A 26,119-nucleotide genomic window follows, 5' to 3' on the forward strand; every position below is an offset into this window, starting at 1 on the left:
GGACGCTCAAAAAGAGAAGAATAGAGCAGGGAATAGAGCAAGGAATAGAGCAAGGAATAGAGCAGGAGCGTTCTAAAGTGGCAAAATAGAGCAAAGAGCGTTCTAAAGGGGCAGAATAGAGCAAAGAGCGTTCTAAAGGGGCAGAATAGAGTTAGGAGCGTTCAAAGGGGGTCCCTATGGACTTGCCCCAATCGTAATCCGACATCTTGGACCGTCGTCCCGAACATCGAATTAACTGCGACTCAAACTGTAATGGGGCGATAGAGCAAGCTACGTGTAAGATGTGGGGAATAGAGCAGAAGGCGCGAGGAAGGCGTATTGGGCGGGATGGATGAGCTGCGCCAGACGGCGGGCGTGGCGTTGGTGTTAGGGGCGCCGTTTGGCGCGGAGAGATGAGCTGCGCCAAATGGCGGGCGCGGCATTGGTGCCTGGGCACTGTTTGGTGCGGAGGGATGCGCTGAAGGGCACCTTGCGCCTTCCGAAGGCTGGTGATTCTGGACATCGATGCAGGCTTGCCTCTTATGAAGGTCGCGTTGACGTGCGAAAAGTCTGTTGACGCAGGGCGTTTTCGCGCTATACTGCACAAGTTGCACTTTTCGGCACGTCTTTTGGGTCGCCCACCTATTGCGCGGATTAGCATGCATCTGGCGCAATTGCACAATCCGTCTGCATTGCACGGTTGGGAGGGTCTGCGCGGCGCGCCGGAATACCCTCAGCCTTGATTCCACGCACCACCTGCATGGCTTCGCGGCCAAGGGCGAATCTGTACATGCGGCTTGCAACGGCCGCCGAAGGGCGCAAGCCCCAAGAAAGGTGGGACACATGTCTCAGGAAACCCGCTCCATCTCCAAGGAGCAGATCGAAGAGATCATCAAGGAGTATGGCAAGAACGAGCAGGACTCCGGTTCTTCCGAGGTCCAGGTTGCCATCCTCACCGTCCGCATCAAGAACCTGACCGAGCACCTGAAGGTCCACAAGAAGGACCATCACACCCGCCGCGGTCTTCTGATGCTCGTCGGTAAGCGTCGTCGTCTGCTGGCTTACATCAAGAAGCGCGATATCGAAGAGTATCGTGCTCTCATCAAGAAGCTCGGCATTCGCGACAACATCTAGTTCAAGCACTAAGCCCGCGCTAAGCGGGCTTTTTGCGTATGCGGAGGATGCGTGTTCGTGATTTACCGGCTGTGACCCCTTGGGCCCGCGATGGAGAATCCCACAGAACTGTGAGTTTCGACGATTCGGTGAGGGTAGGCCATCGATGGTTCAGTGAGAGGGAGCGGCAACCGGCGCATTTGGGCATTTCACGTCCAGCAATGCTTCAACGAGCGACTTGGACGTTTCACGTCCAGCAAGGTTTCAACGCGCAGCTTGGGCGGAGAGAATCCAGGTGCGCTTTGATGTCGCGAATGATGCGATGCCGCATACACTGCAGCAATGCAGCATTGCGGTCGAAGGATCCGGAAAGATGTCGATCGCACTCGGTCGGCGTGGGCAGGGGCCTGCGCTGCTCGCGAGGGCGCGTGAAGGGCATGCGCCCCGAAGAAGAAGAGAAAGAGAAGAGCAAACACATGGAAAAGATCGTCGAGAGCTTTGAGCTTTACGGCAAGCAGTACCGCCTGGAAACCGGCGAGCTTGCCAAGCAGGCCACCGGCGCCGTGCTGGTCACGCAGGGGGAGACCACCTGCCTTGTCACGGCCGTAGTGTCCAAGGAGCAGAAAGACTACGACTTCTTCCCGCTGACGGTTGACTTCATGGAGAAGATGTATGCCGTCGGCCGTATTCCTGGCGGTTACCTCAAGCGCGAGGGCAAGGCGTCCGACAAGGGCACGCTTACCGCGCGCATGATCGACCGCCCCATTCGCCCCGGCTTCGCTGACGGCTTCAAGCAGGAGGTTCACATTGTGGCCACCACGCTTGCCATCGACGGCCAGAACCCGCCCGATTGCATCTGCGTGGGAGGCGCGTCGGCTGCGCTTCTGTGCGGCGGCACCCCGTTCGACGGTCCTGCTGCCTGCGTGCGCATTGCCCGCAACAAGGAAACCGGCGAGTTCATCGTGAACCCCACCTACGCCGAGCAGGAGATCTCTGACATGGAGCTCACCATTGCCGGCACCAAGGACTACATCTCCATGGTGGAGGCCGGCGCCCAGGAGGTCACCGAGGAGGACATGCTGGCCGCCATGGAGTTCGGTCAGGAGGCCATCGCCGCGTTCTGCGAGAAGCAGGCCGAGTTCTTGGCGAAGGTTGCTCCCGAGCCCGTCGCGTATCCCATCCACGAGCCCGAGCCCTGCATCGCCGAGCGTGTGAATGCGCATTTCGACGAGATGAGCGCTGCGCTTAAGGACGCCGACAAACAGTCCCGCATGGCAAAGGTGGAGGCCCTCAAGGACGCCATCAAGGAGAACGACTTCTCTGACGAGGAGCGTGAGGCCTGGAAGAGCGACATCGCAGCCGCATGCAAGGCGCTCGAGAAGCACGCGATGCGCAAAATGGTCATCGAGACTGGCGAGCGCGCCGACGGACGTGTGGCCAACGAAATTCGCCCGCTTTACATTCGCCCGGGCTACCTGCCGCGCGTGCATGGCTCTGGCCTGTTCCAGCGCGGTCAGACGCAGGTGCTCTCCGTGTGCACCCTGGGCCTGCTCAACGAGGCGCAGCGACTGGATACCATCGATCCGCAGGATCACCGCCGCTACATGCATCAGTACAACTTCCCGCCGTATTGCACCGGCGAGGTAGGCCGCATGGGTGCTCCCAAGCGCCGCGAGGTGGGCCATGGCGCCCTGGCCGAGCGCGCGTTGTTGCCCGTGCTTCCCTCCGAGGACGAGTTCCCCTATGCCATTCGCGTGGTTTCCGAGGTCCTGGAGTCCAACGGCTCCTCCTCGATGGCGTCTACCTGCGGCTCTTGCCTGGCCCTCATGGATGCGGGCGTGCCCATCAAGGCGCCTGTTTCCGGCATCGCCATGGGCCTCATCAAAGAGGGCGACGACGTGGTGATTCTCTCCGACATCCAGGGTCTCGAGGACTTCCTGGGCGATATGGACTTCAAGGTCACCGGCACCGAGCACGGCATCACCGCTTTGCAGATGGACAACAAGGCCAAGGGCTTGTCCACCGAGATCTTGGGTCGCGCCCTCATGCAGGCCAAGGAAGGTCGCCACTTCATCCTGTCTGCCATGCTTGAGCAGATTCCTGCGCCTCGCGAGGAGCTGCGTGACACTGCGCCGCGCATCGACACCATCCATATTCCGGTGGACAAGATTCGTGAGGTTATCGGCAAGGGCGGCGAGACCATTCGCGGCATTCAGGATGCCACCGGCGCCTCTATCGACATCCAGGAGGACGGCACCGTTCACATCGCCGCGGTTGACCAGGATGCCGGTCGCGCCGCTCGCGCCCAGATCGAGGCTATCGTGAAGGAGCCCGAGGTGGGCGAGGTCTACGAGGGTCCCGTGGTGGGCATCCAGAGCTTCGGTGCGTTCATCAAGCTCACGCCCTCCAAGGACGGCCTGCTGCACATTTCCCGTATGGCCAACGGCCGCGTGGGCCAGGTGGAGGACGTCCTCAACATGGGCGATATCGTGAAGGTGCAGGTCATCGAGATCGATCCCAAATCCGGCAAGATTTCGCTTGACCGCTTGGATAAGCCTGAGGCCCCCGAAGGCAGCGCGGCCGCTCCGCATCGCGAGCGCGAGGATCGTCCTGGTCGCGAGCATCGCGATCGCCGTCCTGGCCGCAGCAACCGTGAGTCTCAGGGCTCTCATGGCGATGGCCGTACCCCGCGCCGCCGTCACCGTGACGAACAGTAGTTAACTCGAGCGTCCGACGTGGGATTTTCTGTAAACCTCGTCGGACGCTTGAAAATGCGAGGGACACGATATATCATGCTCCCTTGCATGTTTTTTGAAGCAAGTTTTACATTAAGGAGTCCATACAATGGCAGTTAAGATTCGCCTTGCCCGCCATGGCGCCAAGAAGCACCCCGTGTACCGCGTTGTCGTCGCCGACGCTCGCAGCCCTCGCGACGGCCGCTTCATTGAGCAGATCGGTCGCTACAACCCCAATACCGATCCCTCTGAGATCTCCTTCGATATGGAGAAGCTCGACCAGTGGATCAAGAATGGCGCTCAGCCTACCGATACCGTTAAGCGCCTGATCGAGACCGCTAAGAAGGCCCAGTAGCTATGGGTCAGACGTCGCCCGACCTCGTAGAGCTCGTTCGTGGCATCGTTGTCCCCCTTGTTGAGGATAAGGATGCCGTTGAGGTCACGTCCACTGTGGCCGACGACTCTCTCGAGCTGATTGAAATCAAGGTAGCCCCCGAGGATGCCGGCAAGGTCATCGGCCGTCAGGGTCGCGTCATCAAGTCCATTCGCGTGCTCGCCCGCGCCGCTGCGGCTGACTACACCGATGTCGATGTAGAGCTCGTGGAGGACTAGCTTCATGACGCGTCGTTGGGCCGACGTGGCCGAACTTATCGCAACGCAAGGTTTGAAGGGAAGGTTCGTCGCACGAAGCGTGCGCGGCCTTCCTTTTTTGCTCGAAGAGGGCCTTGCCGTTGACTTCGTGCCGCCTACGCTTGAAGGGCCGCGCCATGTGCACGTGTCGTTCGTTCAGCATGCAGGCGATGGCGAATATCTGGTGGATTTTACCGGTGTATCAGATCGCGATACCGCTGAGCGTCTCGTGGGCAGCCACTGCCTCGTGGCACGGGAGCTTCTGCCGGATGATTTCGACGAACTGCTTCGCGCCGATGCGGGCCATGTGAGCGGATATCGCGTGGTAGACGAAGCGCTCGGCGAGCTAGGTCCTGTGGTGGAGGTGCGCGAGATGCCCATGCAGGATCTTCTCGTGGTGGAGCGTGCGCAAGGTGAAGCGTTGATTCCTTTCGTCGACGAGTTCATCGTCGGTATCGATGAGGATGAGGGCATTGTGCATGTGAGCGTGCCGCGAAGCCTGCTTGAGCTGAACTCCACCCAGGGAGCCTGATGGCCTTATCGCCAAGTGCGGCCTCGATCTTTTCGTGCTGAAAGGTGCATCACGTGCGCATCGATACGCTTTCCACTTTCCCGCATATGTATGACTCGGTGATGGGGGAGTCCATCATGAAGCGCGCCCAGGCATGCGGGGCGCTGGATTTCCACGCTCACGACTTGCGTGATTGGACGCATGACCGCCACCGCACCACTGATGACGCGCCCTATGGCGGCGGTCAGGGCCTGGTCATGAAATGCGAACCTATTTTCGAGGCTTACGACGACATTGCCTCCCAGGGCGATGCTCCCTACACCATCTTTCTTACTCCTACCGGGCAGCCCTTCGACCAGGGGGTGGCTACCGAGCTTGCCGACAAGAGCCGCCTGCTTTTCATTTGCGGTCACTATGAAGGTATCGATGAGCGTGCCTATACGCTTGCCGATCGATGCATCTCACTGGGCGATTACGTGCTTACTTCCGGCGAGCTCGCGTCGATGGTGGTCATCGACGCGGTGGTGAGGCTTTTGCCAGGCGTGCTTGGCGACGAGGGCAGCGCTGTGGACGAGAGCTTCTATGACGGGCTTCTCGAGTACCCCCAATACACCAGGCCCGCCGAGTATCGCGGTATGGCGGTTCCCGACGTTCTGCTTTCCGGCAACCATGCGCGCATCGATGAATGGCGTCGCCGTCAATCCATCGAAAGGACGGCGCATTTGCGTCCGGATTTGTTGGAGTGTGCCAATATGACGCAAGCCGAACGGGCTTTTTTGCTATCATTGGGCATCGACTTAAGCGAGGGCGCCTAAGGGCGCCTTCTTTGTTTGAATCGTCTCGCCGGCCTGCCGGCATTTCCCATGGGGCAAGATGCCGCATGGGGAATAGATGGAAAGGTTTTTTACGCATGGGCTACGGCCAACACGCCTCAACGCAATCGCGGGGTCCGCTGCGCTCGCTTCTCTCCTGGGTGTTCTACATTGTGGTCATCGTGGGTCTTGTGTGGCTCGTGCAGACTTTCGTCGTGTGCCCTTACACCATCCCCTCGGGTTCCATGGAGGACACCATCGAGGTGGGCGACAACGTGTGGTCCGAGAAAATCACCTATTATTTTCGCGACATAGAACAGGGCGACATCGTAACGTTCGACGACCCCGAGATCGCGGGTCGCACTCTCATCAAGCGCGTCATCGCCACCGGAGGCCAGACGGTCGATCTGATCGACGGCGTGGTGTACGTGGATGGCGAGCCGCTCGATGAACCGTATACTCAGGGTAAACCCAGCGAACCGCTCAAAACCGCGTCTGACGTTGATATTTCGTATCCGTATACCGTCCCGGATGGATACATCTGGGTGATGGGGGACAACCGCACCAGCTCGGCTGACTCCCGCTATTTCGGTCCCATTCCCGTCTCGTCCGTTTCCGGGCGGGCGGCTATGATCTATTGGCCCCTCGATCACATAGGAGTGCTTTGATTATGAGCCACACTGTCGCTCCCGATGCGCCCACGTTTCAGGACATCATCCTGACGCTGCAGCGCTATTGGGCTGAACAGGGCTGCGTCGTGCTGCAGCCGTATGACTCCGAGGTCGGTGCGGGAACCTTCCACACCGCCACCACGCTGCGTTCTCTCGGCCCTAAGCCGTGGCGTACCTGCTATGCGCAGCCTTGCCGCCGTCCGGCCGACGGTCGCTATGGCGAAAACCCTAACCGCATGCAGCATTACTATCAGTTCCAGGTGCTGATCAAGCCCAGCCCCGAGAACTCCCAGGAGCTCTATCTGGATTCGCTCAAGGCCATCGGACTCGACCCCGCCGATCATGACGTGCGCTTCGTCGAAGACGACTGGGAGAGCCCGACGCTCGGTGCTTGGGGCCTTGGCTGGGAGGTCTGGGTGGATGGCATGGAGGTCACCCAGTTCACTTATTTCCAGCAGGTGGGTGGAATCGAAGTCGACCCCGTTCCCGTTGAAATCACCTACGGCCTGGAGCGCCTTGCCATGTACGTGCAGAACGTCACCTCCGTATACGACCTGGTATGGAGCTATCTGCCCGATGGCACGCCTATGACGTACGGCGACGTGTTCCTCGAAAACGAGCGTGAGTTCAGCGCCTACAACTTCGAAGTTGCCGATGTGCCCATGATGCGCCAGAAGTTCGACGATTACGAACGCGAATGCCATAGCTGCCTTAAGGCCAAGCTGCCGCTTCCCGCCTATGACTGCGTGATGAAGTGCAGCCACGCGTTCAACCTTCTTGACGCCCGCGGCGCGCTTTCTGCCGTCGAGCGCGCGAACTACATCCTTCGTGTGCGCGCTGTCGCAAAGGCATGCTGCGAAGCGTACCTGGCGGAGGCCGCCGGTGCAGACGATTCGGAAGGGGAGGTCGCCTAACATGGCAGAAACTCGCAGTTTTCTCTTTGAAATAGGCACGGAGGAGATGCCTTCGGCACCCCTCATGAACGCCGTGAAGCAGCTCCCCAAGCTTATGTGCGCCGGCCTCGATGCGGCCGGCCTCGCTCACGGCGAGGTGCGCGTGGTGTCGTCGCCGCGCCGTCTTGCCGTTCTCTCCGCCGTGGCCATCCAGACCGAAGCGGTGCACGATGTCAAGCGTGGACCGGCTGCGAACATCGCGTTCGACGGCGACGGCAATCCCACCAAAGCAGCTGAGGGCTTTGCGCGTAAATGCGGCATGACCGCCGCCGAGCTCGTTCGCCGCGAAGACACCGACGGTCGCGAGTACGTGTTCGCCGAGAAGGATATTCCGGCGGCTCCCGCGCTTCCGCTGCTTTCCAGCATTTGCCACGATGTGATCGCCAAGCTCGAATGGCCCAATTACCGCAGCCAGCGCTGGGGTTCCACCCACGATGGATTCGTGCGTCCCATCAGGTGGATCTGCGCCCTTCTGGGCGAAGAGGTAATCCCTGTGCAGTACGCTGATGTGACGAGCGGCAACACCACGCGTGGCCATCGCATTCTTGGGGCGGGCGATCATGTTGTCGCCAACCCCGACGTGTATGAACAGGTGCTTGAGAGCGCGGGCGTGCTCACCGAGGAGCGCCGTCGTGAGGTGATCGCCGAGGGGATTAAGGCCATCGAGGACCAGCGGGGCGGCGCGCATGTTGACACGCCTGCGAAGGTCCTCAACGAGGTGGTAAATCTTTGCGAATGGCCGAGCGTGCTGGTGGGCACCTTCGACGAGGTGTTCCTGAACGTCCCGCACGAGATCATCTGCGAATCCATGCTGTCCAATCAGCGCTATTTCCCCATCTACGACAGCGAGGGCAATCTGACGCGCGAGTTCGTGGTGGTTGGCAATGGCCGCCCCGAGTGCGCCGATGCCATCATAGACGGCAATGAGCGCGTGGTGCGCGCCCGTCTCTACGACGCCAAGTTCTTCTACGACGAGGACCTCAAGATTCCTCTGGAAGAGTTTCGCGGCCGTCTTGCCAACGTAGCATTCCAGGAGAAGCTCGGCAGCGTGCTGCAGAAGTCCGAGCGCATAGAGAAGCTCGCTGCCGCGATCGCCGAAGAGGCGGCTCTCGACGCGCAGACCGCTGAAGACGCCTGTCGCGCGGCGCATCTTGCCAAGGCCGACCTCGTGTCTTCCGCCGTTATCGAATTCACCAGCCAGCAGGGCGTTATGGGCGGTTACTACGCAAAGGCGGCGGGCGAGAACGACCAGGTCGCCGCTGCCATTCGCGACCACTATCGTCCGCGCTTCGCCGGCGACGAGCTGCCGCAGGGCGACGCAGGCTGCGTGGTGGCTGTGGCTGATAAGCTGGATACCATCGTCGGCATGTTCGCCATCGACGAGCCGCCCACCGGCTCCAAGGATCCCTTCGCATTGCGCCGCAGCGCCATCGGCGTGCTTAACATTCTGCGCGAACGTCTTGGTTGCGGATACGAGGCGCTTGTGCGCGCAGCGCTCAAGCTTTACGCCGAGCAGGGCCTTTCCTTCGACGAGGATGCCGTGGCCTGTGCCGTGTGCTCATTCATCCACGGCCGTATGGAGCAGATGGCGCGCGACGAGGGTCTTTCCGCCGATACGGTGGCATCGGTGTCTGCGGGAAGCATCACTGTGCCCACCGATTTCTTCTGCCTCGCCCACGCGCTTGAAGATGCGCGGGCCAACGACGCGGAGACCTTTGACAATCTGGCGACTGCCTATGCACGCGCCAACAACCTGCGCAATGCCGAACTGGGAAGCCATGTGGACGAATCGCTCATCAACGAGGTCGAGCATTCGTTGTTCTGCGCCGTGGTCCAGGCCGAGGGCCGCGTGGAGCGCGCCTTGTTCGAAGGCGATTTCGGCGGCGTGATCGCTGAGCTCGCCTCGCTGCGCAAGCCGATCGACCTGTTCTTCGATCGCGTGAAGGTCATGGATGACGATGCGGCGCTGCGCGACAACCGCCTGCGTTTGCTCAATCGCTTTGTGGGCGTGTTTGCCAACATCGCTGATTTCGCCGTGCTCGGAAAGTAGCCCATCACGTCGTTCTGATTCGTGCGGCGGACAAGCATCCACGTTACAATAGGCTCAACACCGTGAAGGCCCGCTTTCCGGCGGGCCTTTTCTTATTCGGAATTGGAGGACGCATGTCTGCTGCAGATCTGAGGGGATTCGCCCACGTGAACAACGATTCTCCTCTGCCAACCATCCACATCATCAGCGACTCTTTGGGGGCCACCGCCACGGCGGTCGCGCGCGCTGCCGCGGGACAGTTCGGCGTGGTGGAACCCTACATCGAGGTTCTGCCCAAAGCGCGTGATTTCGAAGAAATCGCCGCGTACCTGACCAAGCATCAGCAGGAGCATATAGAGCTCGGTCTCTCAGGAAACCTGCTCGTGTTCTTCACGCTGGTGGATTCGGCCCTTCGCGCCCGCGTACGCGATTTTTGCTACGAACGCGGCATGCATCCGGTGGACATCATGAGCTCTCCCATCCACGCGATTCAATCCGCTACGGGATTGAAGCCGCTCAACGATCCCGGCCTGCTGCGCACCACCGACGAGCATTACTTCAAGCGCATCGCTGCGATGGAGTTCACGGTGGAGCACGACGACGGCCGCAATCCGCAAGATCTGCCTGACGCGGACATCGTCCTTCTGGGCGTGTCCCGCTCCTCGAAGACTCCTATCTCCATTTATATGGGCATGGAGGGCTACAAGGTGGCGAATGTGCCGCTCGCACTGGGAACCGAGCCCCCGCGTGAAATCTTCGACTGCGACCCGTCGCGCGTGTTCGGTCTTATGACCACGGCGGACGTGCTCGTGGGCATTCGCCAGCGTCGCTTGGGCGGGTCGGGTCGACAGGCGGTGGCCGTGGCATCGAGTTATGCGGACCCCGAGATGGTCTATCGCGACCTCGAGGAGGCTCGCGCCTTGATGAGAAAAATCGGCTGCATCGTCATAAACACTTCAAACAAGGCGGTGGAAGAAACCGCTCAGGAGATTTTGCGGTACTATGAGCTTGCTCATCCGGTACAGAAATCGGCAATTGAGGGATAATTCCCGTTTGGATTGAAAAATCTGACTGTGCAGTATGTTGGAACTATCGTGTAAGGAGAAGACAGTGGCTGCAGACGTCAAGCGTGTCTATGCATTCGGTAAGGATGCAGAAGGCAACAACGTTACCGAGGGCAACAAGGATATGAAGTATATCCTGGGCGGCAAGGGCGCAAACCTTGCCGAGATGGCCGTTATCGGCCTGCCTGTGCCTCCGGGATTCACCATCAGCTGCCAAACCTGCATGGAGTACGCCAATGCGGACAACACCTGGCCCGAGGGCGCCCTGGACACCATCCAGGAGTACCGTCTGGACCTCGAGCGCCGCATCGGCAAGAAGATCGGCGATGCCGAAGACCCCTTGCTCGTGTCCGTTCGTTCCGGCGCCCCCATGTCCATGCCAGGCATGATGGATACCGTTTTGAACCTTGGCCTCAATGACCAGTCCATCAACGGCCTGATCAAGCATACTGAAAACCCGCGTTTCTCGTGGGACAGCTATCGCCGCTTCATCCAGATGTTCTCCAACGTGGTTATGGGCCTGGACGGCGACCTGTTCGAGAACGCCATCACCGCCAAGAAGCTTTCTCGCGGCGTGAAGAGCGACACCGAGCTCACCGCCGAAGACCTGCAGGAGCTCGTGGCCGAATTCAAGCAGATCTTCTCCGAGAACGTTTCTGCCGAGGGGTACCCGAATCTGGTCGTGGACGGCACGGTTCAGTTCCCCCAGGATCCCGATGTGCAGCTGAAACTCGCCATCGAGGCCGTGTTCGGCAGCTGGAACAATCCGCGCGCCACGCTCTATCGCAAGCAGAACAAGATCGCCGACGACCTGGGCACCGCCGTCAACGTGCAGGCCATGGTGTTCGGCAACAAGGGCGAAACCTCCGCTACCGGCGTTGCCTTTACCCGCAACCCCGCCAATGGCGAGAAGGAGTTCTACGGCGACTACCTGGTGAACGCCCAGGGCGAAGACGTCGTGGCAGGCATCCGCAACACGAGCCCCATCGCCGAGCTCAAGCATGTGGACGGCCTGCAGGAGGCCGGTCGTGAGCTCGAGGGCGTGTTCACCATCCTGGAGAACCACTACCGCGACATGTGCGACATCGAGTTCACCATCGAGCAGGGCAAGCTGTGGATGCTTCAGACCCGCGTAGGCAAGCGCACCGCTGCCGCCGCTCTGCACATCGCCATCTCCATGGTGGAGGACGGCCTCATCACCAAGGAAGAGGCCGTCATGCGCGTCGACCCCGAGCAGCTTGACCAGCTGCTGCATCCGCAGTTCGACAAAGACGCCGAGTACGACGTTCTGGCCAAGGGCCTCAATGCGAGCCCCGGCGCCGCAGTGGGTGAGGCCGTGTTCTCCGCCGTCGATGCGGTGAAGGCCGCCGAAGAGGGCCGCAAGTGCGTGCTCGTGCGCTGGGAGACCACTCCCGACGACCTTGCCGGCATGATCGCCGCCGAGGGCATTCTGACTTCCCATGGCGGCAAGACCAGCCATGCTGCCGTTATCGCTCGCGGCATGGGCGCTCCCTGCGTCTGCGGCGTTGAGGCGCTCAAGATCGACGCCGAGAAGAAGGAAGCCGCCGTCACCGGCACCGACATCGTGATTCATGAGGGCGACATGATCTCTCTCGACGGTACCACCGGTATTGTGGTGTTGGGCGCTGTCGACTTGGTCATGCCCGAGCTTTCCGGCGACCTCGATACCATTCTCGAGTGGGCCGACGAGTTCCGCACGCTGGGCGTGCGCGCCAACGCCGACAACCCCGAGGACGCTCAGCTTTCCCGCGACTTCGGCGCGCAGGGCATCGGCCTCGACCGCACCGAGCACATGTTCCTGGGCGAGCGCAAGCAAATCATCCAGACCTTCATCCTCAACGAGGATGAGGCGATTCGCGAGAAGGCCGTGAACGACCTGTTCGAGGCTCAGACGGGCGATTTCTACGGCATGTTCAAGGCCATGGACGGCCTGCCGGTCATCGTGCGCCTGCTCGATCCGCCGCTGCATGAGTTCCTGGAGAGCCCCCGTGCGCTCGATGTCGAGATCGCAAAGATGGAAGCCACCGGCGCAGACGCGGCCGAGATTGCCGCGAAGCGCAAGCTCATGGAGCAGATCGACGCAATGAGCGAGGCCAATCCGATGCTCGGTCTGCGCGGCTGCCGTCTGGGTATCGTGTATCCCATCCTTCCCCAGATGCAGGTGCGTGCCATCGCTACCGCCATGGCCAAGCTCAAGAAGGAGGGCTTCGATCCCAAGCCCGAGATCATGATCCCGCTTGTTTCCACCGTGAAGGAGCTCGAGGTCATGCGCGGCTATGCCGAGAAGGCCATCGCCGAGATCGCTGAGGAGGAGGGCGTGGAGCTCGAGATTCCCATCGGTACCATGATCGAGCTGCCGCGTGCGGCCGTCACCGCCGACGAGATCGCCACCAAGGCCGACTTCTTCAGCTTCGGCACCAACGACCTCACCCAGACCACGTTCGGCTTCAGCCGCGACGACGTGGAGGCTGAGTTCATCCCGCAGTACCTGTCGCAGAAGATCCTGCCGTACAACCCGTTCGCTACGGTTGACCCCGGCGTTGCCAAGCTGGTCAAGATGGGCGTTGAGCTGGGTCATGAGGGCAATCCGAACATCGTGTGCGGCGTATGCGGCGAGCACGGCGGCGATCCTGATTCGGTGAAGACGTTCCATAAGATCGGCCTGGACTATGTGTCCTGCAGCCCGTACCGCGTGCCGCTGGCGCGTCTGGCTGCGGCTCAGGCGGCGTTGGCCGACAAGCAGTAACGCGCTCTTGTGCAAAACGCTTGCCAAGGCGAATCGCGCAACGTAACGTGATATTCTTGAAAGGCGACCTGAAGGGGTCGCCTTTCTTGATATATGTGCAAGGTGGAGGAGGTTTCGATGGCGTCGCATAACGAAACTTCTGATGAGATTATGCAGCGCGCCAAAGAGGAGGCCGAGAGGATTATCCGCGAGGGCAACGGTTCGCCTGAAGCGGATGCCTGTGCGCGAGAAGTGCTTCGTGCGGCGTTGGAACGGCGGAATGCTCGGTTGGGATCGCAAGATGAGGGATTACGCTCTGTCGATGCGCCCTCTCGTTCTGAGGAATCGGGGCGCTTAACTGGTGGGGCGGGCGTGAACGCCGCAATCGAGGGCGACGAGGCTTCTGTGAATATGCAGGAGCTCGCTGATTCGGAGCCCTCTTATCCGCAGGAGAGAACCACGTTCAAAGACTTCATGCTATTCGTTGGCGACTGTATCAGAGATGCCGCGACCACCATCTGGCCCTGCTTGTTCTCAATCATCACCGTGGTGCTCATCATGGCGACGTTCCTCCTGGAGAAATATCTAGAGGGGGGCGGCGCCTTCCCCGAAACCAATATGCTTGGTAGCGTTCCATCGGATGTGCTCTACGTCATGGGCGGATTCGATCCGGCGCTGTTCGTGCTCCCTGACGAATGGCCGCGCATCTTCCTTCCGTCGCTTTTGCATGCAGATGGGGCGCATATCGCGAACAACCTCATCTGTCTTATCCCGGCGCTCATGGCTGTCGAGATGGCATACGGCAAAATCGGATTTCTTCTCGTGGCGTTTGCGTCCATGGTCACGTCCACCGCGGTCTCGCTCGGCGTGGCGAACGTTACCGGCAACGTGAACATCATCTCTGTCGGCGCATCCGACCTGGCGTTTGGCATGATTGCGGCCGGTTTGGTGGCGATTGTCATCCATCCTAAGAAAGCGCAGTCGCTGGGCTATGTGCCTGAAGCGTTCTACCTTGCGGCGTTCTGGACGGTGATGTACTTCCTATTTGTGGGTGACGGTTCTCTTTTGAGCTGGATTGCTGACGTCGAAAGCAACGTGTCTATTACCGCACACGTTGGCGGTGCGCTGGGAGGTGCAATTGCGGCGCTCATGGTTCCCAAGCGCGATTTGAAGACGCCGATTTGGTTGCGCATCGCGGCGGCCGTCGCGTGGATGGCGGCAATCGGCGCGTTCTTCGCATGGTATATGGGTGTTCAACCGGTACGTGACGAGATGCATCCGCCCATTATCACGCTGTTCGATTTGCTTGTAGGCCCCAATGTTTTCGCGGGGGCATGATGGAGCGCGAGCAAGCGGAACGCTCCTGCATCGGCATATTGGTGCAGATGCGGCCCCCACGTTCCACATTGCCGCTTTTCAGCGTTATCGAAAGAGGACCCGTCGATGAATTACGATATTTTCTTGGACTACGAATCATCGGAATCATTCTTTGAGCTTGCGCTTCAAGCCGCTGATTCAACCATGCGTAAAGGCCGTGGTGCGCAATGGGCATATGAAGAATCGCGTCTTATGCTGTTCTACACGATTGGTCTCATGGACAGAGCGGCTCAATCGTTTCGGGATTATGAAGATACGATTCCAGAATCGGAAAAGGTCATTCCTGGGACGAAGAGTCCATCGAATCTCGGTCTTGACCTCATGGATAAAAGCATCAAGCTGAACCACCGCCCCGTGCGTGCTGCGGAGAAGGCCGAAGCATGGCTTCAAAAGAATAAGCCTAAGCCGTCGTGCTGGACGGTTTTCGATGCGGCCGGCGATGTCTTGAAGGGATTCTTCAAGGCTCTTAGGGATTTCGCGTGTGAACCGTTGGGGCCGAAACATGAACCAGAGCTTACTAGCTTGCTCAAGTTTTTATGGCGCTTTTCGTTCTCAATTGCTACAGCCGTCATTCTTATTGGCATGTTCGCGCTCGAGGTGCATCTTGGCGGAGGTGCAGGCGCATCCGACCCCAGTTCTATTGCTGTTATGTACGAAATGGGCGCGTTTGCTCCGTTCTCCTTTTTGCTTCCTGAAGAATGGCCCCGGATGTTTTTATCATCGCTTCTGCATGCCGACATTGAGCATCTTGCGGTCAACCTGTTGCTGCTCTTTCCGACTTGCTGCTTCGTGGAATATGCGTACGGCAAGGTGGGATTCGTCTTAACGACGGCGGTTTCCATCGTGACGTCTACCGTCGTTCAGCTTCTTGGGGTTATTATCACAAACGATTTCAGCTTTGCCAGCGGCGGCGCTTCGGATTTGGCGTTTGGCATGACCGGTGCGGCGTTGCTAATCGGAGTGGTTAACCCGCGCGCTCTTTCGAATACAGATGCTGAAGCCCTCTATGGCTTTCTTTGCGGCTATGCCTTCTTGGCTTTCCTTCTCGGCATCGGCGGGCCAATTGCCGTTTACTTCTTCTTCGGTGAAAGCACAAATAAAGGCATTCCGTCGCATGCAGGAGGATTGATCGGCGGTGTGCTAGCAGCGCTCATGATGCCTAATTTGAAGCTAGAGGAGCGTATTAAACAAGGATTTACCATTCCCGTTGCGGTTCGCGTGGTTGTTGCAGCACTGTGGCTTGTGGCCATGGCTGTGGTTTTCGCCTATTGGATTGAATTCGTTCAGCCCATCATCGTTGCCGACTTGGCGCAGAATCCGTTAGGAGTAACAAGCTGGTGGCTCACCTGAGGGGCAACGGTATCATGACGTATTCCATGCAGCAATACGTGTGCATCCACGCATAAGGATGCACGAATGCGTAATCGACGCCTTGCTTTCTACGAGGATTTGCGTTTATGCAATCACGCCCGTGGTAAGCAGGATAACCACGGCGGCTACTACGCCGATCACGATGGTGATGGCGTTGGCGAAGCCCGCCAGGCCTGCGTCGCCGCCAAGCCAGAGCGTGAACGTGGTAGAGATTGCCGTGGCAGGCGCCCAGAGCATGATGGACACCACGGCTTTCGTAGTGGCATCGAACGGCAAGAAAGCCCAAACGAGCGCCGTGAGTATGGCGCTGAATACCACGCGGATGGCGATATCCTGCGCCACGAGCTTCAGCTTCTGCGAATCCACCCTCAGACTGAGCATGAGGCCCAGCATGAGCATGGCGAGACATGCGTTGGCGCCTGCAATAGGTTCGGTGAAGGTCACGATGGGCTCAGGAATGCGGATGCCCGCAATGGCCAGCACCAAGAGCACCACGTAGCAATCGAACGCGGCAGAGCTGAATAGACGCTTGGCGAGGAACTTGACGGGATGCTCGACGGGCTTCTCCGAGGCGATGAGGCCCGTCACGGCGTACGAGCCGCCCGTGCCCACGACGGAATTTCCTGCGTCAAACAGGCAGGCGGTCACTGCCATAGGTGCCGGGAATACGGTCTGGATGAACGGCAGCGCGAAGCATCCGATATTGAACGAATTGCCGCCCATCATCAGGAACACGCGTTCTTCGCGAGGCTTCTTGAGCGTGATGAGCGTGGTTACCAGATAGGGGACGGCCGCACAAGCGAACCCGATGGGCACCAAAATCAGAAGAGACGTATCGAACTCGGCGGCACCGAAGGCATGGATGACCGCACAGGGCAGCGTGAAGTTGAACACGATGGTCGAAACCGTCACACCGGGGCGACTGCCCAGCTTGCCGCTTCGTCCTGCGATATATCCGACAACGATGGTGACGACGAACGCCGCCACTTTGATAAGCGCGTCTTCCATGATTCCTTCCGCCATTGTCATAGGTTTTGCACGCAAGCCGCCCTGAAGAGCAGCCCGCCCATCTTCCTCCAATTGCACACTGTTTGAAAGAATCTCGGCGAATCGAGCGCAAAACGACACAAGTGCGGTAGAAGGCGGGCACGGTCGCTGTGCCCCTAGGCAGTTTATGACCCTGCATTACTCGAGCACGGTGGCATCTTCACGTTTGATAAGCGGATCAGCCAGATCGGCCTTACCCATGAGCCAGATGCGGTCGCCTGCAGAGATGCGCATGTTGTGTTGAGGCCGCAGCTTGAGCAGCCAGTTATGGCGCAGTGCCACCACGAGGCTGCCGTAGCGCTCTTTGAGCTGCGATGCGGCGATGGTCGTGCCGGCAAGGGGCGATGAAGCGTCAACGTCGATGGCGAAGCACGTCGCATCGGGAATGGCGGGCCTGCCGCCGAGATACTCGTCGAGCGAAATGCCGTACGCCTGTTCCTCGTCCAGCGCTCCGTCAGCTACAAGGCTCTGCAGATAGGCATCAGCCTCGTCCTCAGTGCCCAGGAACGTCAACACATCGCCTTCCTGGATGCAAAGGGGATCCGATGGGTCGATGATGCGACGTGCGAGTTCGGACTTCGTCAGCCTGGCGAGGGTGGAGCATTCTATGCGGCGGTCGCCTCGCTGGATCGCGATCAGGTCGAGGCCATAAGCGAGCCCGTACATGAAGTCGGCAGACTGCTCGCCATGCGGCAGCTGTTTTGCTACCGGGGTGCCGGCGAGGCTCTTCAGGGGCGAGAGGCCCAGCGGCGGAATGGCCTCGCGGCGATGAAGCATGCGGGTTGCCTCTATCTCCACCACATACAAGTTGCGTTTGACCCAGGTCTCGCGCTCTTCGTCGCTGAGCGCGCCGCGCCTCTCTGCGATGATGTTCTCGTTGAGGTTGCCGATGAAGCTTGTTTCGAGCCTGATGAACAGCGAATGGATGCGTTTGGACACCGCCATCGCACCGGTCACGACAAGGGCGATCAAATAGGGGATAGGCGACTGCCCGACGCCGGAGGCATTCACGATGAAGAACACCATCCCGACGCAGATCACAGCTCCGACGATGGTGAGAGCGGTGAGGGGCACATGGTTTTTCTTGTCTTTCATCCATAGCACGTTGAACTCGGTGGTGCGGTCGGCGTGGAATACGTTCGACATAAACAGGCCCGTGATAATCACGCAGATCACCATGACGGTCCAGTTGAGCGCCTCGTTAGGGATGGCCGTGGCCAGAAGCGGCTCGATGACTTTCTTCAACACCTCGACCGACGCCGTGGCGGATAGCACCACGAGAACCACTTTCAGCGTCCAGCGTTTCGTGTGGTTCGCCCATAAGCTCGATGATCCTTCGCCGCCGCTCGATTCGTCAGATGACGAATCGATGCGTTCGAGAATTCTACCGGGAAGAATCTTGGCAAGGGCGCGGTAGAGCCTGTCGGAGTTCTTCACGTAAACGGGGGTCGTGAGCGTGGTGATCACGGAAACGGCCACGATGATGGGGTAGAGAAAATCGTCTGTGACGCCGAGCGATGCTCCGAGCGCGGCGATGATGAACGAGAACTCACCGATCTGTGAGAGGCTCATGCCGCATTTGACCGACGTCTTGAGCGACTGTCCCGAAAGCATGGCGCCCAAGAACGTGAACACAGGCTTGCCGAGGAGCGTGACCAGCGTGATAGCGACGATGGCCGGAGCGTTCTGTATCACGGCATCGGGCGAGAGCAGCATGCCCACCGATACGAAGAACACGGCTCCGAAGAGGTCTTTCACCGATTTGAATAGGCTCTCGATGCGATGGGCCTGCACGGTGCCTGCGAGGATTGACCCCGCGAGGAACGCGCCGAGGGCCGACGAGAAGCCGATGGCGTTTGCGAGCGCCACCATGCACAGGCACAGCGCGAGCGAGGCCACCAGCAGGATTTCGTCGGACACGATGTGGGCTACGCGCGAGAGTAGCGAGGGCACGAAGATGACGCTCAAGGCGAACCAGGCAACCAGATAGAGCGCCATCTGCCCCAGTTCGACCACCACGGCACCGCCATCGAGGCTGGCGCTCACCGCCATCGTGGACAGGACGACCATCATGAAGATGCCCATGATGTCTTCCACCACCAGAGAGCCGAACACGAGCTCGGTGAACTTCTTGCCTTTGAGGCCAAGGTCATCGAAGGCCTTGATGATAATCGTGGTGGATGAGATGGCCAACATGCCGCCCAAGAAGAGGCTTGAGAAGAATGACCATCCGAGTGCTGTTCCGCACAGCATGCCGGCGGCTATCATGAGCGCCATCTCGGTCACGGCGGTGATGACGGCCGCTTTGCCCACGTTGAGCAGTCGCACGATGCTGAACTCGAGGCCCAGGCCGAACATCAGGAAGATAACGCCGATTTCTGACCACGTAGAGATGCCTTCGGAGTCCGCCACGTTAGGAAACCAGTCTACGGCAGGGCCGATTAGAAAGCCCGCCACCACGTAGCCCAGAACGAGCGGCTGTTTGAGCTTACGGCAGATGATGGTGGCCGCGGCGGCCACGGTGAGAATCAGCGCGAGGTCGGTGATGAGCAGGGGAATATGATGCATAGGCGGGTCTCCTCGTCTTGCATGCGAACGTAAAGGGAACGTTATAGGTCGGATTTACCTCGATTGTAGCAGGCGCACCGCGCGATGCGCTCTTCATCGCCCACTTCGCGCATAAAGCAAACCCTAAGCGCGAAACCTCTCAATGCAGAGGTTCGTCGATGTCTAATTTCCCCAGAAGTCGCGCAGCAGCTCTTGTCGGCTTTTCACCCCTGTTTTCTGGAAGATGTTATGGGTGTGCGACTTTACCGTGCCTATCGCAAGCTGCAAATCGCTCGCGATGTTCTGATAGTCTTTTCCTTCGATGATGCCTTCGAGCACCTCGCGCTCGCGTCGTGTGAGGGAATGGCGCTGACCGTACAAATTAAGAGCCGTCTCAACATAGCGCGCTTGTTCGGAATCGATGGACGTCGGCGGCTCGATGTGGCGCAGCCGAAGTATTTCCATGCAGCGTCGTATCACGAGGATGGCGAATACCAGCACCAGCACGTTCTCGGACACGTTTCGCTCGGAGAAGAACAGCGGCAGCATCGATTGCATGGCGCCGAAGGAGGGCTGCCATATCAAAATCATGAACGTGTTCTCGCAAACGATAAACGCGATGAGGACGGCCGAGGCGATGACGAGCCGCTTGTGCTTGCCGATGCGCGCCGCCATGACGGGGGATACCGTTTTCTTTCTTTCCTGATAGACGAAATAGGCCAAGCACCAGACGAGAAACGCCTCGCGAACGCTGTAAAAGCACCACTGCATGAACCTGCCTTCAGGCATCGCGTACACGATGAGCGCATCTGCCGCAAGAAAGATGAGAGGCGGCACCACTGCAAGGGCGACGTTTCGCTTGTCGGTGTATTCGAGGATGATAAGCCATATGAATTCAAGCACGCCCATGGCAAGGACGGCTTTTATCGCCGGGCTTTTCACGCCATAGTAAGCTTCGATGGTCATCAGCGACGTGTGATCTACATATTCGGTTTGAAAGATGAACGCAAGATCGATGAAATAGAGAAAAAGCGCCCCTGCGGCGAAAAGAAACAGCCGGTTACGCGTGATCACATACGACGACACGGCGGCCGTTGACGCAGCGATGCATACGAGCATCACGACGATGGTGTAGGCATAAAACGCGACGTCCAAGGAACCGATCCTTTCCAACTTTCCAAGATGCGCAGGATTGCGTTGCGACGCTGTTCCGTCAGTTCGTGGTTTGTGAATGTCAATAATACTCTTCTGCATCGAATTTACCACGATGGGATAAGGCGCAAACCATTCCTGCTGGGGTTCAGAGCGGTTTATTTTAGTTTAGATGGCCGTAAACGGATTGCCGGCAGAACGCCGAAACGCTTTCCTGGCCTCGTACGATGCTGAATGACCTCCCATAAACTTCTAAACGTGCAGAACTGAACTCCAATCTATCTTGTGAACCCGGGGGGCTGAAACCATAGTGCGAATCATAGGGCGGCGCGAACAGGTGCCGCAGGGTTTTTCAAGTCTTTCAAGGAGGAAGACATGGCTGTGAAGGATTACATCGATACCAACGACTTCACCAAGGAAGAGCTCCTCGACATGATCGAGCTCGCGCAGGCGATGAAGGCCATGAAGAAGGCCGGCCGCTACCCGCAGGTCCTCAAGAACAAGACCCTGGGCATGATCTTCCAGCAGGTGTCCACGCGCACGCGCATCTCCTTCGAGACGGCCATGACCGACCTGGGCGGCCACGCCCAGTTCTACGGCCCCGGCACCATCCAGCTTGGCGGCCACGAGTCCATCGAGGACTCCGCGCGCGTCATGGGGCGCCTCGTCGACATCCTGATGGCCCGCGTCAACCGCCACGCCGACGTCGCCAACCTGGCCAAGTACAGCCCCTGCCCGGTCATCAACGGCATGTCCGAGTTCAACCACCCCACCCAGGAGCTTGGCGACCTGCTGACCATGATCGAAAACCTGCCCGAGGGCAAGAAGATCGAGGACTGCAAGGTGGCCTTCATCGGCGACGCCACCCAGGTGTGCGTGTCGCTCATGTTCATCGCCTCCAAGATGGGCATGGACTTCGTGCAGTTCGGCCCCAAGGGCCACCAGATCACCGACGGCGGCCTGCAGGTGGACACCGACGTCGACCTGCTCGCCATCGGCCTGAAGAACTGCGAGGAGTCCGGCGGCACCATCACCATCTCCGACGACATCGAGTGCATCAAGGGCGCCGACTTCATCTACACCGACGTGTGGTACGGCCTCTACGACGACGAGGAGGGCGCCTCCAGCTACATGGACGTGTTCTACCCCAAGTACCAGGTCACCATGGACATGATGAACTACGCGTCCCCCGACTCCAAGTTCATGCACTGCCTGCCCGCCACCCGCGGCGAGGAGGTCGTCGACGTGGTCATGGACCATCCCACGCGCTCCCTGTGCTGGGACGAGGCCGAGAACCGCGAGCACTCCATCCGCGCGATTCTCGCGTACCTCTGCCCGAAGACCGAGGAGGATGCCGCTGCCGCCGACGCCGCCGAGGCGCGCATGAACGCCGTTCTTGCTAAAATCGGCAAGTAACGATCCCGCCGTTACGCACCGGGGCCGCCCTTGACGCGGCGGCCCCTCATGCTTGAAAGGTTCAACCGTGACTGAGAATACGAAGAAGGAAGTGAAATTCCGCCACGGCATCCTGGCGTTCGGGCTGCTCGCCGTAGCCATGTTCGGATGCGTGGTGGGGCTCGGCACCGAGCCGCAGATCCCCATGGTCATCGGCTGCGCCGCCGCGGCGGGCATCGCGCTCTACCTGGGCAACTCCTGGGAAGAGGTCCTCGACGGGATGATGAAGGGGATCCTCGACGCCATGGAGGCCGTCCTCATCCTCATGTGCATCGGCATGCTCGTGGGCACGTGGATCCTGTCCGGCACCGTGCCGACGCTCATCTACTACGGCCTCAGCGTCATCAGCCCCGAGCTCTTCCTCGCGGTGGCGTTCCTCGGCACGCTGCTGGTGGGCATCGTGCTCGGCTCCTGGGGCGCCGCCGGCACCATCGGCATCGCCTTCATAGGCATCGCCGCCGCGCTCAACATCCCCCTGGGGATGGCGGCGGGCGCCATCATCGCGGGCGCCTACGTGAGCGAGATCGCCTCGCCCCTCACCGACGGGCCGGTGCTGTGCGCCGCCGTCGCCAAGGTGGGCGTGTTCAACATGTGCAAGAGATTCCTCCCCGTGGTTGCCGCCGTGTGCCTGGCGAGCGTGGGCATCTACCTTTTCCTGGGCAACATGGTGAGCGGCGGCATGACCGAGGCCGGCGCCGCGCAGGTAAGCGATCTGCTGGCCGCCCTCGACGAGTCCTACGCCATCGGGCCTCTGACCCTCATCCCGCTCGTGGTCATGATCGCCTGCATCGTCATGCAGGTCCCCGCGATCCCGTCGTTCCTCCTCGGCGTCCTGCTCGCCGTCATCGAGGCAGTGTTCCTCCAGGGGGCGGACCTGGGCGTGGCCATCGAGGCCGCCAACACGGGCGTCGTGAGCACCACCGGGTACGAGGTCCTCGACACCCTGTTCTCCACCGGCGGCATCGAGGAGATGCTGCCCACCATCTCGATCGTCATCCTGGTCATGGCGTACGTCGGCGTCATGCAGAGCACCGGCCTCATGCACTCGCTAATCGACCCCATCACCTCCAAGCTCAAGAGCTTCGGGGCGCTGGCGGCCACCTGCGTGGGCACGGGCGTCGTGTTCAACGTGCTCATGCCCGACCAGTACCCGGCCATCGCCATGTCGTGCAAGATGTACGGCGGCGCGTTCGAGGAGCACGACTCGCCCGGCGAGGTGTGGAGCAACATCGTCAACTCCAGCGCCGGCATCACCTCGGTGCTCGTGCCCTGGAACACCTGCTCCATCTACATGGTGACCATCCTGGGCGTGGCGTGCCTGGACTACCTGCCCTACGCGATCTTCTGCTACCTGTACCCGATAGCCGTCATCGTCCTGTCGCTGCTGCTGGGCAAGAGGCTCGGCTGGGCGCCGAAGTACGTCATCGACCACCCGCGCGGCGCCAAGGGCGAGACCGTGAAAGCCGAATAGGGCATCAAAGACCCCCAATTCTTAACTGAATATGAAAGGACATCCCATGAGCGAGAAAATCGTGGTCGCTCTGGGCGGCAACGCCCTGCAGTCCAAAGAAAGCGACGGAACCGCCGAGTCTCAGCTCGCCGTCGTGAAGGAAACCTGTTCCATTTTGGCGGATCTTTCCGCCGAGGGCTATGAGATGGCCATCGTCCATGGCAATGGCCCGCAGGTGGGAAGGATTCTTCTCTCGAGCGAAACCGCCAAAGACGTCGTGCCCCCTATGCCGCTTGAAGTGTGCGGCGCCATGAGCGAAGGCTATATCGGGTATCACGTGCAGCAGGCGCTCAAGCACGAGCTTGCAAAGCGCGGTCTGGATTATCCCGTATGCACGATCGTCACCCAAACCATCGTTGACGACAAGGATCCGTCTTTCAGCAATCCCACTAAGCCGATCGGCCCCTTCTACGACGAAGCCGAGGCGAAAGAGCTCGAGGAGACTCGCGGGTACGAGATGCGCGAGGACAAGGCACGCGGCGGCTGGAGGCGTGTGGTGGCTTCTCCCAAGCCCACCAAGATCGTCGAGATCGAGGCCGTGAAGCTTCTGTGGGACAAGGTTGTCGTCGTATGCGCTGGTGGCGGCGGCATTCCCGTGATCGAGCGACCCGACGGCACCCTTGAAGGGGCTGCCGCGGTCATCGACAAGGATTTCGGTGCCGAGCTTCTTGCCGAGAACGTTGACGCCGACGTCCTCCTCATCCTTACCGAAGTCGAGAAAGTCGCCATTAATTTCGGTACGCCCGAGCAGAAAGACCTCGACCATCTTTCGCTCGAGGAAGCCGCGAAATACTGCGAAGAGGGCCAGTTCGGAAGCGGCAGCATGTTGCCGAAGGTGGAAGCCTGCATGAAGTTCGTGCGCGCATATCCCAGCAAGAGGGCCATCATCACCAGCCTGTCCAAGGCGAAAGAGGCCTTGGCCGGCAAAACGGGCACTGTGTTCACCTATCACTGCTAGGCGGACGCGAAAGCGGGGCGGGCGCCCGACGTTGCGTTGGACGCCCCGTATTCAAGATGGGTGATTGACCATGAATCAAAACCAATCGTTCAAGCAAAAGATCTATCCCTGGCTCGTGGTGCTTGGTTGCGGCATGTGGGTGTCTGGCTCCATCGGATTTCTGACCATCGTCGCGGGTAATTTCTATGTTCCTGTGAGCACCGACCTGGGCGTCTCCGAATCCTCCCTCGGATTCTACATGACGCTTGTGTGCATCGGGCAGGCCATCAGCTTCCCCATTGCGGGACGCCTGGTTCCCAAGATGAACATCCCTGTGCACATGACCATCATCTGCGCCATCGAAGCGGCTGCCGCCGTCGCCATGTCTTTGTACGGCGACCTGTTCATGTGGTACGTTTCCGGCGCGATCATCGGCCTGTGCATGGGATTCAACACGTCTATCGGCGTGGCCATCGTGCTGGAGAACTGGTTCGCCAAGAAAGACGGCTTCGCCATCGGCATGGCATGGGGCTTCGGCAGCCTTGCGAACGCCATCATGAGCCCCATCATCACCAACGTCATCGCCACGTCCGGCTGGCGCACGGGGTATGTGGTGCTGGGCGTGACGAGCGCCATTCTCATGTGCGGTGCATCGCTGTTCATCGTTCGCCTGAAGCCTGAAGTCATCGGCCTGCTTCCGTATGGATACGAGCAGAAGACCGAAAGCATTCACGTGGAAGACCCCACCGACGGCGTGTCGTTCCGCGATGCCGTGAAATCTCCCGCCTTCATTCTGCTGTTGGTGGCCATGACGCTCATCACCATGACCACCGTGACCAACCAGCTGTTCACCAGCTTCGCCGAGTCGGTGGGCTATGGCGCAGGCATGGGCGGGCTCATGGTTTCCGTCGCCATGATCTGCGATATCCTTTGGAATCCGCTCATCGGAATCACGTGCGACAAGTTCGGGGCCGATAAGGGCGTGCTGCTGTGGTGCGGCGTGACCATACTCTCATTCGTGTGCCTCACGGTGGGCGCCACCATTCCGGCCTTCGCCTTCCTCGGAGCCGGCCTCAACGACACGATGTATGCCTGCTACGGAACGGGCGTCGCCATGCTCACGGCGTTTCTGTTCGGCAACAAAGACTACGCGAAGATCTATTCGCTGGTACCGGCAATCGGCTATGCGCTGGGTTGCATGGGCGTCCCCATCCTGACGGGCATTTATCAGGCAACCGGCGGATACGGGCCAGTATGGCTGTTCTGCATCGGCTGCGACGTGATCATCGGCCTGTGCGTCATCATCGCGGCGCGCAACTCCAAAAAGCTTCCGAGAACCGAGTAGAGGGCATATTCCATCACGCGCGGCTTAACGCCGCATCAGGGTTGGCCGGGTTTGCCTCAAGCGCAAACCCGGCCTTATTGTGCTCGGCATTCAAGCGATGCCTGGTGGGTTCGAAACCTTCACTTTCTTGCGCCG

Annotated in this window: 20 protein-coding genes; 17 read left to right on the forward strand and 3 right to left on the reverse strand. The window is 59.7% G+C overall.

Annotated features, from left to right (window positions below):
- Positions 1–822 precede the first annotated feature (822 nt).
- The 13 genes from rpsO to DMP06_RS03145 all read left to right on the forward strand — a co-directional run bounded on the left by rpsO (position 823) and on the right by DMP06_RS03145 (position 15,970).
- Positions 823–1,113, forward strand: a complete 291-nt coding sequence (rpsO, locus tag DMP06_RS03085; protein ID WP_123208281.1) for a 30S ribosomal protein S15 — start codon at positions 823–825, stop codon at positions 1,111–1,113.
- Positions 1,114–1,568: 455 nt separating this feature from the next.
- Positions 1,569–3,809, forward strand: coding sequence for a polyribonucleotide nucleotidyltransferase (pnp, locus tag DMP06_RS03090; RefSeq protein WP_181443014.1), 2,241 nt, complete (start codon positions 1,569–1,571; stop codon positions 3,807–3,809).
- Positions 3,810–3,936: 127 nt separating this feature from the next.
- Entirely contained in the window at positions 3,937–4,182 is a 246-nt protein-coding gene (rpsP, locus tag DMP06_RS03095; RefSeq protein ID WP_123208282.1) for a 30S ribosomal protein S16, read from the forward strand.
- A gap of 2 nt (positions 4,183–4,184) precedes the next feature.
- Positions 4,185–4,439: a KH domain-containing protein gene (locus DMP06_RS03100; RefSeq protein WP_123208283.1), complete on the forward strand. Its 255-nt coding sequence runs from the start codon at positions 4,185–4,187 to the stop codon at positions 4,437–4,439.
- A gap of 4 nt (positions 4,440–4,443) precedes the next feature.
- Positions 4,444–4,989: a ribosome maturation factor RimM gene (gene rimM, locus DMP06_RS03105; protein ID WP_123208284.1), complete on the forward strand. Its 546-nt coding sequence runs from the start codon at positions 4,444–4,446 to the stop codon at positions 4,987–4,989.
- Between the two features lie 53 nt (positions 4,990–5,042).
- The gene (gene trmD, locus DMP06_RS03110; protein WP_123208285.1) at positions 5,043–5,783 is read left to right on the forward strand and encodes a tRNA (guanosine(37)-N1)-methyltransferase TrmD; all 741 of its coding nucleotides are present in this window, start codon (positions 5,043–5,045) and stop codon (positions 5,781–5,783) included.
- 95 nt (positions 5,784–5,878) lie between these two features.
- A complete protein-coding gene (lepB, locus tag DMP06_RS03115) occupies positions 5,879–6,448 on the forward strand; it encodes a signal peptidase I (RefSeq protein WP_123208286.1) in 570 nt (189 codons plus the stop codon).
- Positions 6,449–6,450: 2 nt separating this feature from the next.
- Positions 6,451–7,365, forward strand: a complete 915-nt coding sequence (locus DMP06_RS03120; protein ID WP_123208287.1) for a glycine--tRNA ligase subunit alpha — start codon at positions 6,451–6,453, stop codon at positions 7,363–7,365.
- Between the two features lies 1 nt (position 7,366).
- Positions 7,367–9,454, forward strand: a complete 2,088-nt coding sequence (glyS, locus tag DMP06_RS03125) for a glycine--tRNA ligase subunit beta (RefSeq protein ID WP_123208288.1) — start codon at positions 7,367–7,369, stop codon at positions 9,452–9,454.
- Between the two features lie 113 nt (positions 9,455–9,567).
- Positions 9,568–10,479, forward strand: coding sequence for a pyruvate, water dikinase regulatory protein (locus tag DMP06_RS03130; protein ID WP_123208289.1), 912 nt, complete (start codon positions 9,568–9,570; stop codon positions 10,477–10,479).
- Between the two features lie 64 nt (positions 10,480–10,543).
- Positions 10,544–13,264 (forward strand): pyruvate, phosphate dikinase, encoded by a 2,721-nt coding sequence (ppdK, locus tag DMP06_RS03135; protein ID WP_123208290.1) that lies wholly within the window; start codon positions 10,544–10,546, stop codon positions 13,262–13,264.
- Positions 13,265–13,381: 117 nt separating this feature from the next.
- Positions 13,382–14,581, forward strand: a complete 1,200-nt coding sequence (locus DMP06_RS03140) for a rhomboid family intramembrane serine protease (RefSeq protein ID WP_161957801.1) — start codon at positions 13,382–13,384, stop codon at positions 14,579–14,581.
- Between the two features lie 105 nt (positions 14,582–14,686).
- The gene (locus tag DMP06_RS03145; protein ID WP_123208292.1) at positions 14,687–15,970 is read left to right on the forward strand and encodes a rhomboid family intramembrane serine protease; all 1,284 of its coding nucleotides are present in this window, start codon (positions 14,687–14,689) and stop codon (positions 15,968–15,970) included.
- A gap of 105 nt (positions 15,971–16,075) precedes the next feature.
- Here the strand turns inward: DMP06_RS03145 and DMP06_RS03150 are convergent, their stop codons facing one another.
- From DMP06_RS03150 to DMP06_RS03160, 3 genes are all read right to left on the reverse strand, one after another.
- Positions 16,076–16,999, reverse strand: coding sequence for an AEC family transporter (locus tag DMP06_RS03150; protein WP_123208293.1), 924 nt, complete (start codon positions 16,997–16,999; stop codon positions 16,076–16,078).
- 177 nt (positions 17,000–17,176) lie between these two features.
- A complete protein-coding gene (locus DMP06_RS03155) occupies positions 17,177–19,606 on the reverse strand; it encodes a cation:proton antiporter (protein ID WP_123208294.1) in 2,430 nt (809 codons plus the stop codon).
- A gap of 162 nt (positions 19,607–19,768) precedes the next feature.
- Positions 19,769–20,740 (reverse strand): helix-turn-helix transcriptional regulator, encoded by a 972-nt coding sequence (locus tag DMP06_RS03160; RefSeq protein WP_245962352.1) that lies wholly within the window; start codon positions 20,738–20,740, stop codon positions 19,769–19,771.
- A 372-nt stretch (positions 20,741–21,112) separates the two neighbouring features.
- Between DMP06_RS03160 and ptcA the strand changes: the two genes are divergently transcribed.
- The 4 genes from ptcA to DMP06_RS03180 all read left to right on the forward strand — a co-directional run bounded on the left by ptcA (position 21,113) and on the right by DMP06_RS03180 (position 25,984).
- Positions 21,113–22,153, forward strand: coding sequence for a putrescine carbamoyltransferase (gene ptcA, locus DMP06_RS03165; RefSeq protein ID WP_123208295.1), 1,041 nt, complete (start codon positions 21,113–21,115; stop codon positions 22,151–22,153).
- A gap of 67 nt (positions 22,154–22,220) precedes the next feature.
- The gene (locus tag DMP06_RS03170; RefSeq protein ID WP_123208296.1) at positions 22,221–23,663 is read left to right on the forward strand and encodes a Na+/H+ antiporter NhaC family protein; all 1,443 of its coding nucleotides are present in this window, start codon (positions 22,221–22,223) and stop codon (positions 23,661–23,663) included.
- A gap of 46 nt (positions 23,664–23,709) precedes the next feature.
- A complete protein-coding gene (gene arcC / locus DMP06_RS03175) occupies positions 23,710–24,660 on the forward strand; it encodes a carbamate kinase (protein ID WP_181443016.1) in 951 nt (316 codons plus the stop codon).
- 70 nt (positions 24,661–24,730) lie between these two features.
- Positions 24,731–25,984 carry an MFS transporter gene (locus DMP06_RS03180; RefSeq protein ID WP_220092532.1) on the forward strand — a complete coding sequence of 418 codons (1,254 nt, stop codon included), beginning with the start codon at positions 24,731–24,733 and terminating at the stop codon, positions 25,982–25,984.
- Positions 25,985–26,119 lie beyond the last annotated feature (135 nt).

The organism is Slackia equolifaciens (assembly GCF_003725995.1).
Classification (GTDB): Bacteria; Actinomycetota; Coriobacteriia; order Coriobacteriales; family Eggerthellaceae; genus Slackia; species Slackia equolifaciens.

Coding starts and splice junctions, on each gene's coding strand:
- lepB (WP_123208286.1), top strand. CDS start 5,879: ATGGGCTACGGCCAACACGCCTCAACGCAATCGCGGGGTCCGCTGCGC.
- DMP06_RS03130 (WP_123208289.1), top strand. CDS start 9,568: ATGTCTGCTGCAGATCTGAGGGGATTCGCCCACGTGAACAACGATTCT.
- DMP06_RS03155 (WP_123208294.1), bottom strand. CDS start 19,606: ATGCATCATATTCCCCTGCTCATCACCGACCTCGCGCTGATTCTCACC.
- DMP06_RS03145 (WP_123208292.1), top strand. CDS start 14,687: ATGAATTACGATATTTTCTTGGACTACGAATCATCGGAATCATTCTTT.
- pnp (WP_181443014.1), top strand. CDS start 1,569: ATGGAAAAGATCGTCGAGAGCTTTGAGCTTTACGGCAAGCAGTACCGC.
- DMP06_RS03150 (WP_123208293.1), bottom strand. CDS start 16,999: ATGGAAGACGCGCTTATCAAAGTGGCGGCGTTCGTCGTCACCATCGTT.
- DMP06_RS03140 (WP_161957801.1), top strand. CDS start 13,382: ATGGCGTCGCATAACGAAACTTCTGATGAGATTATGCAGCGCGCCAAA.
- DMP06_RS03180 (WP_220092532.1), top strand. CDS start 24,731: ATGAATCAAAACCAATCGTTCAAGCAAAAGATCTATCCCTGGCTCGTG.
- DMP06_RS03100 (WP_123208283.1), top strand. CDS start 4,185: ATGGGTCAGACGTCGCCCGACCTCGTAGAGCTCGTTCGTGGCATCGTT.
- rimM (WP_123208284.1), top strand. CDS start 4,444: ATGACGCGTCGTTGGGCCGACGTGGCCGAACTTATCGCAACGCAAGGT.
- rpsO (WP_123208281.1), top strand. CDS start 823: ATGTCTCAGGAAACCCGCTCCATCTCCAAGGAGCAGATCGAAGAGATC.
- glyS (WP_123208288.1), top strand. CDS start 7,367: ATGGCAGAAACTCGCAGTTTTCTCTTTGAAATAGGCACGGAGGAGATG.
- arcC (WP_181443016.1), top strand. CDS start 23,710: ATGAGCGAGAAAATCGTGGTCGCTCTGGGCGGCAACGCCCTGCAGTCC.
- DMP06_RS03120 (WP_123208287.1), top strand. CDS start 6,451: ATGAGCCACACTGTCGCTCCCGATGCGCCCACGTTTCAGGACATCATC.
- rpsP (WP_123208282.1), top strand. CDS start 3,937: ATGGCAGTTAAGATTCGCCTTGCCCGCCATGGCGCCAAGAAGCACCCC.
- ptcA (WP_123208295.1), top strand. CDS start 21,113: ATGGCTGTGAAGGATTACATCGATACCAACGACTTCACCAAGGAAGAG.